14 protein-coding genes are annotated in these 13,489 nt (G+C 69.6%); 10 read left to right on the top strand and 4 right to left on the bottom strand.

What is annotated here, in order from left to right; all coding sequences use genetic code 11:
- Nucleotides 1-105: 105 nt before the first annotated feature.
- Nucleotides 106-654 (top strand): cysteine hydrolase family protein, encoded by a 549-nt coding sequence (locus QE444_RS15810; protein ID WP_208691461.1) that lies wholly within the window; start codon nucleotides 106-108, stop codon nucleotides 652-654.
- On the opposite strand, the gene QE444_RS15815 is transcribed toward QE444_RS15810, so the two are convergent.
- Both QE444_RS15815 and QE444_RS15820 read right to left on the bottom strand, forming a co-directional pair.
- On the bottom strand, nucleotides 639-1,286 hold the full coding sequence (locus QE444_RS15815; protein WP_309739742.1) for a transferase: 648 nt from the start codon (nucleotides 1,284-1,286) through the stop codon (nucleotides 639-641). The two genes, QE444_RS15810 and QE444_RS15815, sit on opposite strands and share 16 nt — an antisense overlap.
- A gap of 81 nt (nucleotides 1,287-1,367) precedes the next feature.
- Nucleotides 1,368-2,015: a TetR/AcrR family transcriptional regulator gene (locus QE444_RS15820; RefSeq protein WP_280306725.1), complete on the bottom strand. Its 648-nt coding sequence runs from the start codon at nucleotides 2,013-2,015 to the stop codon at nucleotides 1,368-1,370.
- Nucleotides 2,016-2,161: 146 nt separating this feature from the next.
- Between QE444_RS15820 and QE444_RS15825 the strand changes: the two genes are divergently transcribed.
- The 9 genes from QE444_RS15825 (at nucleotide 2,162) to QE444_RS15865 (ending at nucleotide 11,569) form a co-directional block, all read left to right on the top strand.
- Nucleotides 2,162-2,581: a DUF2147 domain-containing protein gene (locus tag QE444_RS15825; RefSeq protein ID WP_187979494.1), complete on the top strand. Its 420-nt coding sequence runs from the start codon at nucleotides 2,162-2,164 to the stop codon at nucleotides 2,579-2,581.
- Nucleotides 2,582-2,602: 21 nt separating this feature from the next.
- Nucleotides 2,603-3,487, top strand: a complete 885-nt coding sequence (locus QE444_RS15830; RefSeq protein ID WP_280306722.1) for a TorF family putative porin — start codon at nucleotides 2,603-2,605, stop codon at nucleotides 3,485-3,487.
- Between the two features lie 10 nt (nucleotides 3,488-3,497).
- A complete protein-coding gene (locus QE444_RS15835; protein WP_309739752.1) occupies nucleotides 3,498-5,132 on the top strand; it encodes an FGGY-family carbohydrate kinase in 1,635 nt (544 codons plus the stop codon).
- Nucleotides 5,129-5,785 carry a class II aldolase/adducin family protein gene (locus tag QE444_RS15840; protein WP_273862114.1) on the top strand — a complete coding sequence of 219 codons (657 nt, stop codon included), beginning with the start codon at nucleotides 5,129-5,131 and terminating at the stop codon, nucleotides 5,783-5,785. The genes QE444_RS15835 and QE444_RS15840 overlap by 4 nt, the downstream gene beginning before the upstream one ends.
- Before the next feature lie 8 nt (nucleotides 5,786-5,793).
- Nucleotides 5,794-7,275 carry an aminotransferase class III-fold pyridoxal phosphate-dependent enzyme gene (locus QE444_RS15845; protein ID WP_309739756.1) on the top strand — a complete coding sequence of 494 codons (1,482 nt, stop codon included), beginning with the start codon at nucleotides 5,794-5,796 and terminating at the stop codon, nucleotides 7,273-7,275.
- 8 nt (nucleotides 7,276-7,283) lie between these two features.
- Nucleotides 7,284-7,904, top strand: coding sequence for a class II aldolase/adducin family protein (locus QE444_RS15850; protein WP_309739759.1), 621 nt, complete (start codon nucleotides 7,284-7,286; stop codon nucleotides 7,902-7,904).
- 22 nt (nucleotides 7,905-7,926) lie between these two features.
- Nucleotides 7,927-9,114, top strand: coding sequence for a hypothetical protein (locus QE444_RS15855; RefSeq protein WP_309739762.1), 1,188 nt, complete (start codon nucleotides 7,927-7,929; stop codon nucleotides 9,112-9,114).
- 53 nt (nucleotides 9,115-9,167) lie between these two features.
- Nucleotides 9,168-10,619 carry an aldehyde dehydrogenase family protein gene (locus QE444_RS15860; RefSeq protein WP_309739764.1) on the top strand — a complete coding sequence of 484 codons (1,452 nt, stop codon included), beginning with the start codon at nucleotides 9,168-9,170 and terminating at the stop codon, nucleotides 10,617-10,619.
- A gap of 395 nt (nucleotides 10,620-11,014) precedes the next feature.
- Nucleotides 11,015-11,569, top strand: coding sequence for a ProQ/FinO family protein (locus tag QE444_RS15865; protein ID WP_187979500.1), 555 nt, complete (start codon nucleotides 11,015-11,017; stop codon nucleotides 11,567-11,569).
- 55 nt (nucleotides 11,570-11,624) lie between these two features.
- Here the strand turns inward: QE444_RS15865 and QE444_RS15870 are convergent, their stop codons facing one another.
- Both QE444_RS15870 and QE444_RS15875 read right to left on the bottom strand, forming a co-directional pair.
- Nucleotides 11,625-12,794: a cell wall metabolism sensor histidine kinase WalK gene (locus QE444_RS15870; RefSeq protein WP_280306712.1), complete on the bottom strand. Its 1,170-nt coding sequence runs from the start codon at nucleotides 12,792-12,794 to the stop codon at nucleotides 11,625-11,627.
- Nucleotides 12,791-13,465 (bottom strand): response regulator, encoded by a 675-nt coding sequence (locus tag QE444_RS15875; protein ID WP_133860836.1) that lies wholly within the window; start codon nucleotides 13,463-13,465, stop codon nucleotides 12,791-12,793. Before QE444_RS15875 ends, QE444_RS15870 begins: the two co-directional genes overlap by 4 nt.
- Between the last annotated feature and the right edge of the window lie 24 nt (nucleotides 13,466-13,489).

Genomic DNA, 13,489 nt, shown 5'->3' on the forward strand with positions numbered 1-13,489 from the left:
TGTCGCTGGCGCCCCTGAAGTTGTCGGTCACGCCTCTTCGCCCGGAGGCGCGGCTGGCCAATCATGGCCGGACCCGAACCTGAAGCATCTTCCGAGAGGCTGGACATGAGCAAGCACGCCGTCGTCGTCATCGATCTGCAGAACGAATACCTTCCCAGCGGCAAACTGCCCCTCAGTGGCATCGAGGCCGCGGTCGCCAAGGCCGCGCGGATCATCGCCCACGCCCGCGACCAGGGCATTCCGGTGATCCATGTGCAGCATCAGTCGCTCAGCGCCGAGGCGCCGATCTTCGTGCCCGGCAGCGACGGCGTCGAGATCCAGGCCGCGGTCGTGCCCCGGGCCGGCGAGCCGGTGGTGCTCAAGCACTATCCCAATGCCTTTCGCGAAACCAACCTCAAGCACCTGCTGGACGAGCGCGGTATCGAGTCGCTGGTGGTGGTGGGGGCCATGAGTCATATGTGTATCGACGCCGGCGTGCGCGCCGCAGCCGACATGGGGTACGCCGTGACCGTGATCCACGATGCCTGCGCCACCCTGGATCTGGAATTTGAGGGCGTCAGGGTGCCGGCTGCCCAGGTGCATGCCGCCCTGATGGCGGCGCTGGCCTTCGCCTATGCGACGCTGGAAGCCACCGACGCCTATCTCGCCGGCTGAAACGCCGCCGCCCCCACGGCGGCGTCCGGCACCCCCTGGTCGATCAACCCCAGCCGCGCGACCCGGGTGCCTGGCGACAGCAGGGCGCCCGGCGCGATGACCGCATTGGCGCCCAGTCGGCAACCGTCGCCGATCAGGGCGCCGAACTTGACCACCCCGGTGTCTATCACCTGGTCGCCGTGGCGGATGCGGATGAGCGCGCCGTCACTTTCGTTGCGGTAGTTGGCGACGATGGCGCCCGCTTCCAGATTCACCCCGCTGCCGATCAGCGAATCCCCGACGAAGTTGAAGTGGGCGAGCTTGCTGCCGTCCAGCAGCAGGCTGCTCTTCAGCTCGCAGGCCGGGCCCACCACGCAGTGAGCGCCCAGATGGACACCGCCGCGCAGATAGGCGCCGGCCGCCACCAGGCTGCCGGGGCCGATGATGATCGGTCCCTTGAGTACGGCACCGGGCTCAACTATTGCCGTCTCGTGGATGGCACTGTCGCCCTGGCGGCGATAGCCGGGACCGAGCCGCGCCAGCAGCAGCCTGACCCGATGCTCGCAGGCGCCGGTATGGGTCCAGGGCTGAGCGGGTTCCAGACCCAGGGTGGGCCAGGCAGCGATGAAGGTGGCGATATCCAGATCAGGCATGACGGGCCTCGGCAGTGGTGGAACACCTGCCGATTCTGACCTGAGTCCCCCGCCTGATGCTCGCCCCGGCGGGCGAAAGATTCAGCCGTCGCGCAGGCGCCCCAGATGACCGCTGAGCATGGCCGCGACGGTGCGGCAGGTGCTTTCCGCCGGCAGCTCCTCATCGAACAGCAGCTCCACGGTGGAGTGGATCAGCTCGACCACGATCCGCGCGACCTGGGCGACGGTGGCCGGCGCCACGCCAGGCAGCAGCAGCACCAGCAACGCGGTCTGCTGCGCCGCCACCCGGCGGTGCGAATCCAGGCGCACGTGCTCCAGCGAGGGCACCGCGCGCAGCGCCTTGAGGATCCACATACCCCCGGCGGTCTCGGCGGTGACCCGGTAGGTATCTAGCAAAAGCCCGGTCAGGACGTCTTCCACCCGCTCCAAAGGACCGGCCAGCAGCTCGGCATTGATCCGCCCGTCTATCTGCGCATTCTGCTTTTCCAGCAGGCGCCGACCCAGCTCCTCCAGCAGGGCGTACTTGTTGGGAAAGTAGCGGTAGAGCGCCGGCGGGGTCAGCCCCGCGCAATCGCAGACCAGATTGGTCGACAGCCGCTCGATGCCAACCTGACACAGCACCTCCGCCGCCGCCGCCAGGATGCGTTCATAGGTTTCCGCTGCCCGCTGCTGGCTGGGGCGGGCCTTGGGCGTGGCGCGGGAGGATGGAGCGGACTCTTTGGCGACCATGAAAAAGCTCTCGGCTGAACGAAAAAACCCTTGATGGGCAGTAAAATGATAGTTATAACTATCGTGTAGCGATAACTATCATATCAGCAACAGCGTTGCCTTACTGCCTCCAGCCACAACCACAACAATCAGCAGGAGTCTCCTCCATGAAAACACCCCTCGCGCTCGCCGCCGCCTTATTGGCGCTCCCCCTCGCCCCCGTGCTGGCCGCCGACGCCGTACCGGTCCAGGGACTCTGGCTGACCGCCGACCAGGGCGCCGCGGTCAAGGTCATGCCCTGCGCCGACAACGCCGGTGCCCTGTGCGGCACCATCGTCTGGGACAAGGACGCCGGCAATGCCCATGACACCTGCGGCACCCGCATCTTCCAGATGAGTCGCGACGACGGCGGCACCTGGCGCGACGGCTGGGTATTCGATCCGCGCGATGGCAAGAAATACAAGGGCTACGTCCGCCGCAAGGGCGACGACCTCAACATCCGCGCCTATGTCGGCACCGAGGTGCTCGGCAAGACCGAACAGCTCACCCCGCTGAGCGCCCTTCCCGCCACCCCGCACTGCAGCTAAGCCACCGCAAGGAGCGACCCCATGAACCGGATTCTTCACCGCACCCAGGCGGCGGCCCTGCTGTGCCTGAGCGTTCTCGGCAGCGCGGTCCAGGCCGACGACGACCTGACCAGCTATGCCCTGACCATCACCCCGCGTCTGCTCTCGGACGTGCGTAACCGCGGCATCTCCGACTCGCTCAATCGGCCGGGGGCGAAGGTCACCGTGGAATTCGCCCACGAAAGCGGCCTGATCGGCCTGGCGGAAATCGGCACCGTGAGCAAGAAGCAGTTCATCGACGGCGATGGCGCCAACGTGCTGCTGGCCGGCGGCTACCGCTTCGGCGATCCGGAGGCCTGGCACTTCGGTGTCGGTCTGGCCGGGGAATTCTTTCCCGGTGCCCACTTCAAGGCGCCCAGCCGCATCGATCCGGAGACCGGCGCTCCCGATGGCTTGCGCAGCACCAACTACAACAGCCAGTTCGCGGTGCTGGAGATCGGCTACGGGGCCCTGCAGGGGCGCATCCTCAACGTGCTCTCGGAAAACTATCGCGGCGCCAACACCGCCGGGGTCTGCGGCGCCCAGCTGCAATTCAATCCCGACCCGACCAAGGGCCTGGAGTGCTATGCCAAGGGCGAGCACAACTCCCGCGGCAGCCTGCTCTACGACCTGGACTATCGCTACGAGCTGACCCCGCGCACCAGCCTCAAGCTGCACGCCGGCTACCAGCAGATCCGCAACTTCTCCGAGGCCAACTTCAGCGACTACGGCGTGGGCCTGGTGCATCGCCACTGGGGCTTCGACTTCGGCCTGGACTACCTGAGCCCCCATACCCGGGCGCGCGAACTCTACATCGCCGAAGACGGCGACCATCAGCGCGCGACGGACGAGGCCCGCTGGGTGCTGTCCGTGGCCCGTCCCTTCTGAGCCGGCGCCCATGAAACCTCACGTCTTCGCCACGCCGCCCGCACCGGCCCAGGCCACCGCCCTCGACGGCCTGGTGCTGGTGGTGGATCTCGGCACCTCCGGCTGCAAGAGCGCCCTGGTCACCCTCGGCGGCGAGGTGGTCGCCTGGACCTTCCATGGCGTCACCCTGCACGTCGAGGGCCACAGCGCCGAACAGGAACCGGAAGACTGGTGGCAGGCCTTCCTGCGCGGCGCCGGCGAATTGCTGGCAGCGGACCCGGCACGGCGGCGGCGGGTGGTGGCGGTGTGCTGCTCGACCCAGACCGAGGGCACGGTGTGCGTGGACGCCAACGGCCAGGCCCTGGGCCGGGCGCTGCTCTGGCTGGACATGCGCGGCGCCGAATCCGTGGCGCGGCGGGTCGGCGGCGGCCGGCTGAAGGTGGCCGGCTACTCGCCGTTCAAGCTGTGGCGCTGGATCCGCCTCACCGGCGGTGCGCCCTCGCTGTCGGGCAAGGATTCGGCGGGCCATATCGCCTACCTGCAGGACCATCAGCCGGAGCGCTATGCGCGCACGGTGAAGTTTCTCAATGTCCTCGATTTCATGAATCTGCGCCTCACCGGGCGCTGCTGCGCCACCGCCGATTCCATCTGCACCGCCTGGATCACCGACAACCGCGATTCGCGCCAGGTGAAGTACGACGCCGGGCTGATCCGCACCCTGGGCTTCGACCGCGACAAGCTGCCCGATCTGGTGGATTCCGCGGAGGTGATCGGCACCCTGACCGGCGCGGTGGCCGACCAGCTCGGCCTGCCGCGCAGCACCCCGGTAGTGGCCGGCTCGGTGGACACCTCGGCGGTGGCGGTGGGCTCCGCGGTGGAAGACTTCGCGCCGCACCTCTACCTGGGCACCTCCTCCTGGCTGGGCGCCCATGTGCCCTTCAAGAAGTCCGATGTCCTGCGCCACATGGCCGCCGTGCCCAGCGCGGTCAAGGGCCGCTACCTGGCCATGGCGCTGCAGACCGCGGCGGGTGCCAACCTGTCCTTCCTGCGCGACAACGTGCTCTACCACCCGGACGAACTCCTCAGCGACGAACAGCACCCGGATCTCTATGCCCTGCTCGACCGCATCGCCGCCCGGGTGCCGGCCGGCGCCCGCGGGCTGCTCTACACCCCCTGGCTGTATGGCGAGCGCAGCCCGGTGGACGATCCCAGCCTGCGCGCGGCGCTGATCAACCTGTCGCTGGAGCACACCCGCGAAGACATCATCCGCGCCTTTCTCGAAGGGGTGGCGCTCAACACCCGCTGGATGCTGGAACCCTTCGGTCGCTTCCTCGGCCGCCGACCGGAGCGGATCACGGCGGTGGGCGGCGGCGCCCAGTCCAATCTCTGGTGCCAGATCATGGCCGACGTCACCGGCCACGTGATCGCCCAGCCCGATGCGCCCATCCAGGCCAATGCCCGGGGCTCGGCCTATATCGCCGCCGCCGGCATCGGCGCCCTGACCTTCAGCGATGTGCCGGCGCTGCAGCGACCGCCGCGCCTCTACCAGCCCTGCCCCCAGGCGAGGGCGCGCTACGACGACAGCTACGCCACCTTTCTCGAAGTCCGCCGGCGCCTGGCGCCGCTCTACCGCCGCCTCAACCCCAACCAGGGAGCCCGACCATGAGCGATACCCTCGAAGCGCGCGAACAGGTGGTCGATCTCTGCCTGCACCTGGTGCGCCGCGGCTTCTTCGCCGCCACCGGCGGCAATCTGGCCCTGCGCCTGGATGCCGAGCGCATCGCGGTGACCCCCTCCGCCCTCGACTACTACCAGATGGGCGCGGAAGACGTCTGCATCCTGCGCCTGGCCGACCTGCACCAGCTCGAAGGCGATCGCGCGCCCTCGGTGGAAACCGGGTTGCACGCCCGGGTGCTGCGGCGCTTTCCCGCCGCGGGCTGCAGCCTGCATACCCACCAGCCGCTGGCCAGTGCCTGCACCCTGCTGGGCGAGGCCCTGAGCGTCGACGACCCCGAGCGCTGGCCCGAACTGGGCCGCCACCTGCCGCTGGTGGGCTATGCCCCCTCCGGCACCAGCTGGCTGGCCAAGCGCCTGGATCGCGCCCTGAGCGCCGAGAGCCCGGCCTATCTGCTGCGCAACCACGGGGTGCTCTGCTACGGCGCCAGCGCGCGGCAGACCCTGGCGGTGCTGGAGCAGCTGGAAGCCTTCTGCGAGCACTACCTGGTCGGCCGTATCGCCAACCGCCCCGGCGTCTCCGCCGCCGACAGCCTGGCGCGCCAGCGCCTGCTGACCACTCTCACCGCCTCCCTCCCGTCCTGAGGTCCGCCATGAACCAGCCCCTGACCACCCCGCCGCCCCTGGTACCCACGCCGCCGGCGATTTCCGCCTGGCCGGATACCGAGACGCTCTATCGCCGTTTCGACGCCCTGGTCAAACAACCCATGCGCCCGCTGCGCCGCGATGCCCTGGCCAAGGTCATGGGCTATTTCGACGAGCGCTGCCAGGGCTCGCGGCGACTGGCGGAAGAAGCCAAGCGTTTCATCCCCGGGGGCATCCAGCACAACCTGGCGTTCAACCATCCCTTCCCCCTGGCCATCTCCCGGGCGGAAGGTGGCCACCTCACCGACGTCGACGGTAACCGCTACATCGACTTTCTCCAGGCCGGCGGTCCCACCCTGCTCGGCTCCAATCACCCCGGCGTGCGCGAGCAGGTCCAGCGCATCCTCGCCGAGTGCGGCCCGGTCACCGGCCTGCTGCACGAATACGAGGTCAAGCTCGCCGAACTGGTCTGCCAGAGCGTGCCCGGCATCGACCAGGTGCGGCTGCTGGGCTCGGGCACCGAGGCGGCCATGGCCGCGGTGCGCCTGGGGCGGGCCTATACCGGGCGCCGCTGGATCATCAAGATCGGCGGGGCCTATCACGGCTGGAGCGATCAGCTGGTGTACGGCATGCGCCTGCCCGGCACCGGACGCATGGAGGCCCTCGGCATTCCCCGGGGCGCCACCGCCCACACCCAGGAAAGCCCGCCCAACGACCTCGACGCCCTGCGCCGGCGCTTGCAACTCAATCGCCTGCGCGGCGGTACCGCGGCGGTGCTGGTGGAACCCTTCGGCCCGGAGAGCGGCACCCGCCCGGTGCATCCGCAGTTCAATCGCGAGGTGCGCAAGCTCTGCGACGAATTCGGCGCCCTGCTGATCTTCGACGAGGTGGTGACCGGTTTTCGCGCCGGCATGGGCGGTGCCCAGGGCTACTTCAAGGTGCTGCCGGATCTCACCGTGCTCGGCAAATGCCTTACCGGCGGCTATCCCATGGCCGGGGCCCTGGGCGGCAAGGCCGAGGTCATGCAGCTGCTGGTGGGCGGCATCGGCACCTCGTCGAAGCGCGCCTTCGTCGGCGGCACCCTGTCGGCCAATCCGCTGTGCTGCGTGGCCGGCTACTACGCCCTCAAGGAGATCCAGCGCCTCGACGCCGCCGGCCAGGCCGGTCGTGCCGGCGATCGGCTGCGCCAAGGGCTGGACGAGATCATCCAGCGCCGCAACCTGCCCTATGTCGCCTACAACCTGGGCTCCATCGTCCATCTGCAGACCTCCGGCGTGCTGCTGCTCGACACCGGCAACCCGCTCAAGCTGCTGCGGGTGCGCAACGAAGCCAAGGCGCGCAAGCACATGATGGAAGAGATGGGCGCGGCCTATACCGCCCATGGCCTCATCACCCTGGCCGGCAGCCGCATCTACACCAGCCTGGCCGACACCGACGCCGTGATCGACGACGCCCTGGAGCGTTTCGACCGGGTCTTCCAACTGGTATGAGGCCGCCCATGAAAGCCGAACTGCGCCAGCAATGGCTGGATCTGCAGCAACGTCTGGCCCGCCAGGGCGAACGCTCGGCCCTGGCCCTGTCGGTACGCATACCGGGGGCGGGCAGCCTCTGGTACGGCACCCTGGGCGATGCCGCCCCCTGCGAGATCGAGCTGACCCGCAGCAGCGGCGGCGCCCTCGATCACGCACTCATCTACCGCTCGCGACCGGATGTCGGCGCCATCATCCAGGGGGCCGGGCGCTATGGGCAGCATGTAGCGGACTTCGGCGGCCAGCTGCCACAGCTGTTCGACGAGCAGGCCCGGCACCTGGGCCGGATGGCACCCGCGGTGACCAGGAGCAACGCCCTGGCGGAAGCCCTGGCCGACCAGGGCAACGTCCAGCTGCTCGGCGGCCAGCCGCTGTGCCTGGGGACCACCGCCAGCCGCGCCGCCCTCAATGCCGAGCTGTTCGAGAAATGCGCCAAGGCCTACACCCTGGCCCAGGCCACCGGCGCGGCGCTCACCCGCCTGCCCTGGTGGGTGGTGCTGATCGCCACCCGCCGGCTCCAGCGCGACCAGCGCGCTGCCGCCGAGGCCTTCCGCCAGGGCCGGCTGCCGGCGGAAAGTCGCGGTTACTAGTTACTCTTCGAAGGTAGAGCCCATGACCGTCACCTCGCCCTCTCCGCCCCGCCAGGTCTGCGCCGCGCTGCTGCTGGGGTCCCTGGCCCTGCTCATCCTCGGCCTGCAGCCGCTGCTGCTCGGCGAGCTATTCACCAGCGGTCGCGCCAGCCTCGATGGCCTGGGCCTGGTGGCCATGGGCGAGATCGTCGCCCTGGGCCTGGGGGTCATCGCTGGCGAGGCCCTGGGCCCGCGCCTGGGGCTGCCAGCCGTCCTGGTACCGGCGACGCTGCTGGCGGTCGCCGCCGACCTGGCCAGTGCCCAGGCCAGCGGTGATCTGCTGCTGCTCGGCCTGCGCGCCCTCGCCGGCCTCGGCGATGGCCTGCTGCTCTGGGCGGCGGTCGCGCTGATCGTGCGCCAGCCCGCCGCCGAGCGCCTATCCGGCCTGTTCATGGCGCTGCAGACCTTTTGCCAGGGCCTGCTGGCCGCCCTGCTGGCGCTGTGGATCCTGCCGCGCCTGGGCAGCCCCGGCGGCTTCCGGCTGCTGGCCGGCGTCACCACCCTGGCCCTGCCGCTGACCGCCGCCTTGCCCCGCCGGCTGGCGGCGCTGGAGCTCCCTGGCAGCGTGCCCGTTCGCCATCGCTGGCGGCTGCCCCAGGCCCTGCTGCTGGCCTTCGTCGGCTGCCAGCTGGCGGCGATCGGTGCGCTCTGGGCCTATCTGGAGCCCTATGGTGAAGCCCTCGGGCTGGACGCCAGCCAGGCCCAGACCCTGATCGCCGCCAGCTTCGCCGCGCAGTTGCTCGGTGGTCTGGCCGGCGCGGCGCTGGTGGCCTGGCTACCGGCCGCCACCACCCTGACCCTGGCGACCCTGTTGCTGGGCAGCCTGGCCGCGCTGATCTATGGCCTGGCACCAGGGGCACACCTGACCTTCGCGCTGCTGTGCCTGGCCTTCACCTTTCTCTGGCAGACCCTCACCCCCTTCCAGATCAGCCTGGCCCTGCGGCTGGACGCCAGTGGCCGCGTCGCCACCCTGGTGCCTTCGCTGCAGCTGCTCGGCTGCGCCGCCGGCCCGGCGCTGGCGTCCCTCTGGCTGCAGGGCGCCGCGGTCCGGCCCGCCGCCCTGACCAGCGCCCTGCTCGCCCTGCTGGCCCTGGGGTTGGCGGCCCTACTCGCCCTCAGTGCCCCCGGCTCCCGGCCGTTGCCACGCTGGCGCTGGCAACGCCCAGGCTGAATACTGCCGTCGTCGCCGTGTCGCCCCTTCCTGCCCCCTTGCGGACTGCTGCCATGAATGCGCCCCTCCCCGATCCCGCTTCTGCCTGCGCCCCGGTCGACCCCGAGACCCTGCAGCGGCTGTTCGCCGCCCAGGGACCGCGCACCCTGGCCCTGCGCGATTCCAGCGCCGCCGAGCGCCTGACCCTGCTGCAGCGCCTGCATGGCGCCCTGGTGGCGCGGCGTGGGGCGCTCTATGCGGCCTTTCGCCAGGACTTCGGCAAACCCGAGGTGGAGGTGGAACTGTCGGAGATCATGCCGGTGCTGGAAGAGATCCAGCACGCGCGCCGCCATCTGCGCCGCTGGATGAAGCCGCGGCGGGTGCGACCGACCCTGACCTCCCTCGGCTGCCCGGCGCACATCCACAGCCAGCCCCGCGGTCGCTGCCTGATCATCGGCCCCTGGAACTACCCGGTCTCCACCCTGCTCGGCCCGCTGGTGTCGGCGCTGGCGGCAGGCAACAGCGTGATGCTCAAGCCCTCGGAATTCACCCCGGCGGTCAACGCGGTGCTGCGCGAGCTGCTGGCCGAGGCCTTCACCCCCGACACCGTGGCCTTTTGCGAAGGCGACGTCACCACCGCCCAGGCGCTGCTGGCACTGCCCTTCGATCACTTCTTCTTTACCGGCTCCACGGCCGTGGGCCGCCTGGTGATGCAGGCCGCCGCCCAGCACCTGGCCTCGGTGACCCTGGAACTGGGTGGCAAGTCGCCGGCGATCATCGACGCCAGCGCCGACCTGGACGCCGCCGCCGAGTTGCTGCTCTGGGGCAAATTCCTCAATGCCGGCCAGTCCTGCGTCGCGCCCGATCATGTCTTCGTCGCCCGCCGCCTGCTGCCGGCCTTCAAGGAACGCTGTCGTGCCCTGCTGGTGCAGCGCTACGGCACCGATGCCGCCGCCAGCCCGGACTACGCCCGGCTCATCCACCCGCGCCACGCCAGCCAGCTGATCGGGCTGCTGGAACAGGCCCGGGCCGCCGGCGCGCAGCTGATCCACGGCGGCGCGCACGATGCGGCCGGGTGCTATCTCGCCCCGACGCTGCTGGATTGCTCGGCCGTCGACAGCCCCCTGGACAGCCAGGAGCTGTTCGGTCCGCTCCTGCCGGTGATCGCCTACGACGACCTGGAGGAGGTGCTGCAGCGCATCGACGCCGGTCCCAAGCCCCTGGCGCTCTATCTCTGGAGTTGCGATCGCGCGGTGCAGCGACGGGTCGTCGCCCGTACCAGCTCCGGCAGCGTCGGCCTCAATCTGTGCATGCAGCAGTACACCCAGCTGCACCTGCCCTTTGGCGGCGTCAATCACTCCGGCAGCGGCAGCGCCCATGGCCAGGCGGGCTTTCGCACCTTTTCCCACGAGCGCAGCGTGCTCGCCGCCGGTCCGCTGCTGGCCGTTCGTCTGCTGCTGCCGCCCTATTCGCCGTTCAAGCTGCGGCTGGCGCAATGGGTGTCGCGCCTGACCGGAGGCGGCTAGATCCAGTACGCGAAGTGCCTGCATCATCGGCGCTGCTTTGTTGCAATGCCTGGATCGGCAGCCCGGTCGGAAGCCTCGTGTACCGCACCTGCACGGCCCTTCCTCGGCCTTCCGGTTCGGGCGCGCTCAGCCTTCGAGTCGCCTTGGGCCGTTACTCCCTAAGGTCGTTTCAACTCGCCTCACCTGCGCTCGGCGGCGTTCGTAAAGGGCCGAGAAAACGCCCAGCAGGGCGCACCATCCGCCGGGAATGACGCTTCCGAGGATGCACGAGCGGCAAACCAGCCTTTAGAATGACGGGCCGCCAGCCTTGGGCGTGCCAATCTGCAATCGGCGCGGTCCAAGCCCGGCATGGGTTACCCTTGCACGTGAATTCTATTGGAGCGGTGAGCTGAACGATGGGCTTTGAGCAACTAGCTGAACTACGCGACCGCCTGCGGGCCGAAAAAGCGCAGGTAAAGACCGAGAGCAACGAGCGGCCGGCGCGGAGACCTTCACCGAAAGCCAAGCCCCGCGAGCAGAAGCCCCGCGAGCAGGATCCGGTGGTCGAAGGCATCCGCCGTCTGCAAAAGCACTTCCCGCTGGCCTTCCCGGTCAATCCGGCCCCCAAGGTGCCGCTCAAGGAAGGCATCCTGAAGGACGCCGAGCAGCACCTGGAGCGCCTGGGCATCACCGGTGACCAGCTCAAGCAGTCGATCGCCACCTGGTGCCGTGGCACCCGCTACTGGGCGGCCATGACCGAAAACGCCCCGCGCCTGGATCTGGATGGCCAGCCGGCTGGCACCGTGACCGCTTCCCAGGCGGTCTATGCCAAGCAGCAGGCACGCCGCCAGCGCGCCCAGGCCCGCCGTGAGCAGGCCAAGGCCAAGGCGGACACCGCCACGCCAGTCGAAGCTGAGGCGCCTGCAGCGGCCGAGGCTGTCGCCGCCCCTGCGGACGACGCCTCCGCCTGAGGCCCGCTGCCCCTGTCGCCCTGACAGGGGTAGTCGTTCCAAGACGCCTGCCGCGCTAGGACAGCCGTCCCGGCAACTCGATCCGCATGACCGTGCCGCCACCCTTGCGCCCCAGGGCGACGATGCGGCCCTGGTGCGCCGCGCAGATGGCGCGGGCGATGGACAGGCCCAGGCCGCTGCCACCCAGATGACGCGCCCGGGAGCTGTCGGCGCGCCAGAAGCGGTGGAAGACCCGCTCACGGTCGGCTTCGGCGATGCCCGGGCCGCGATCGCGGAATTCCAGCACCAGCCCCTCTGCCAGAGCCCGCTGGACGATCTCCAGTTCGCCGCCGCTGGCGCCATAGCGCAGGAAATTTTCCAGCAGGATGTTGAGCAACTGGCCGATGCGATCGCGGTCGGCGTACAGCCGTTGGCGGGGATCCAGCTCCAGGTGGAGTCGTATCGCCTCGGCCTGCAGCTGGGGCGCGAACCAGGCCAGTCGCTCTTCCACCAGCGCCGCCAGGGCGAAGGGCCGCTGGTCCAGCGCCAGTTGCCCGGCCTCGGCCAGCGACAGGGTATGCAGATCGCCGACCAGGGTGTTGAGCAGGTCGAGCTGGCGCTTGACCATCTGCAACTGGCAGGCATCCGCGGGAAAGACCTCGTCGAGGATGCCCTGCACCCGCACCGAGGCGGCGTTGAGCGGGGTGCGCAGCTCATGGGCGAGGATGGCGCTGGAATCCCGTACGTCGCGTTCGTATTGCTGCAACCGCGCGGTGAGGCTGTTGAAGTCCAGCGCCAGGCGGCGCAACTCCGCGGGTGCCGTCTCGGCGACCTCCAGCCGGGTGTCCAGATCGCCCGACGCCACCCGCCGCGCCGCCGCGGCGATGGCGGAGAACTGGCTCGACAGCGGGCGTGACAGCCGAAAGCCGGCCAGCAGGATCAACGGCACGGCTGCCAGCACCAGGCCCGCCAGCACCCACCAGTCGCGGCTGGCGATACCGGGCAGGAAATAGCGCACCGGATAGTAGTGGCTGAACAGCGCCCAGAGCCTTGCCTCGTTTTCCTGCGGATCGGCGCGCAGCTGGAGGATCTCCGCCCGCGCCGCCTGGGGCACCTGGCGCAGCACCCACCAGTCGCCGAAGAGAAACCAGAGGTACATGCCGGCGGCGATCAGCAGTACCGCGCCCAGTGCCAGCAGGCTCATGCGCCAGCCGACCCAGCGTCCCAGCGGGGCCTGGCGCTTCATGAAAAGCGATAGCCGATGGCGCGTACCGTCACCGGCACGCCGGGAATGCCGGCCGCCTCCAGCTTGCGCCTGAGGTTGTGCAGGTGGGTGTCCACCACCCGCGCCAGGGCCTCGCTCTCCGGCAGGCAGCGCTCCAGCAATTCCTCGCGGGTAAAGGCCTTGTGCGGGGTGCGCATCAGGGTGGCGAGCAGGCCGAATTCGGTGGGCGTCAGCTCCAGGAGGCGTGCCTCGACCGTGGCGCTGAAACGCTCCAGATCCACCGTCAGGGCGCCATGGCGCAGCCAGCGATCATCGCGCGGCGCCTGATGACAGCGACGCAGCACCGCGTGCACCCGCGCCACCACCTCCTTGGGGTTGTAGGGTTTGACCACATAGTCGTCGGCGCCATAGCGCAGGGCGCCGAGCTTTTCCGGCTCGTCGCCGATGGCGGTCACCATGATCACCGGGGTATCCCCGGCGCGGCGGATCTGCGCCAGCACCTCGGTGCCACCGAGGCGCGGCAGCATCATGTCGAGCAGGACCAGATCGGGTCGCTCGCGCTGGAACAGGTCCAGCCCCTGGCGGCCGTCCTCGGCGAGCATCACCGTGAAGCCGTCACGCAGCAGATAGGCCTCCAGCACGCTGGCGCTGTCGGCGTCGTCTTCGACGATGAGTATGAGTTTGTCGCCCACGTCCGCTCTCTTGATCGAATCTCG

Source organism: Pseudomonas sp. SORGH_AS_0199, from assembly GCF_031453735.1.
In the GTDB taxonomy this organism is placed as follows: domain Bacteria; phylum Pseudomonadota; class Gammaproteobacteria; order Pseudomonadales; family Pseudomonadaceae; genus Chryseomonas; species Chryseomonas aestiva.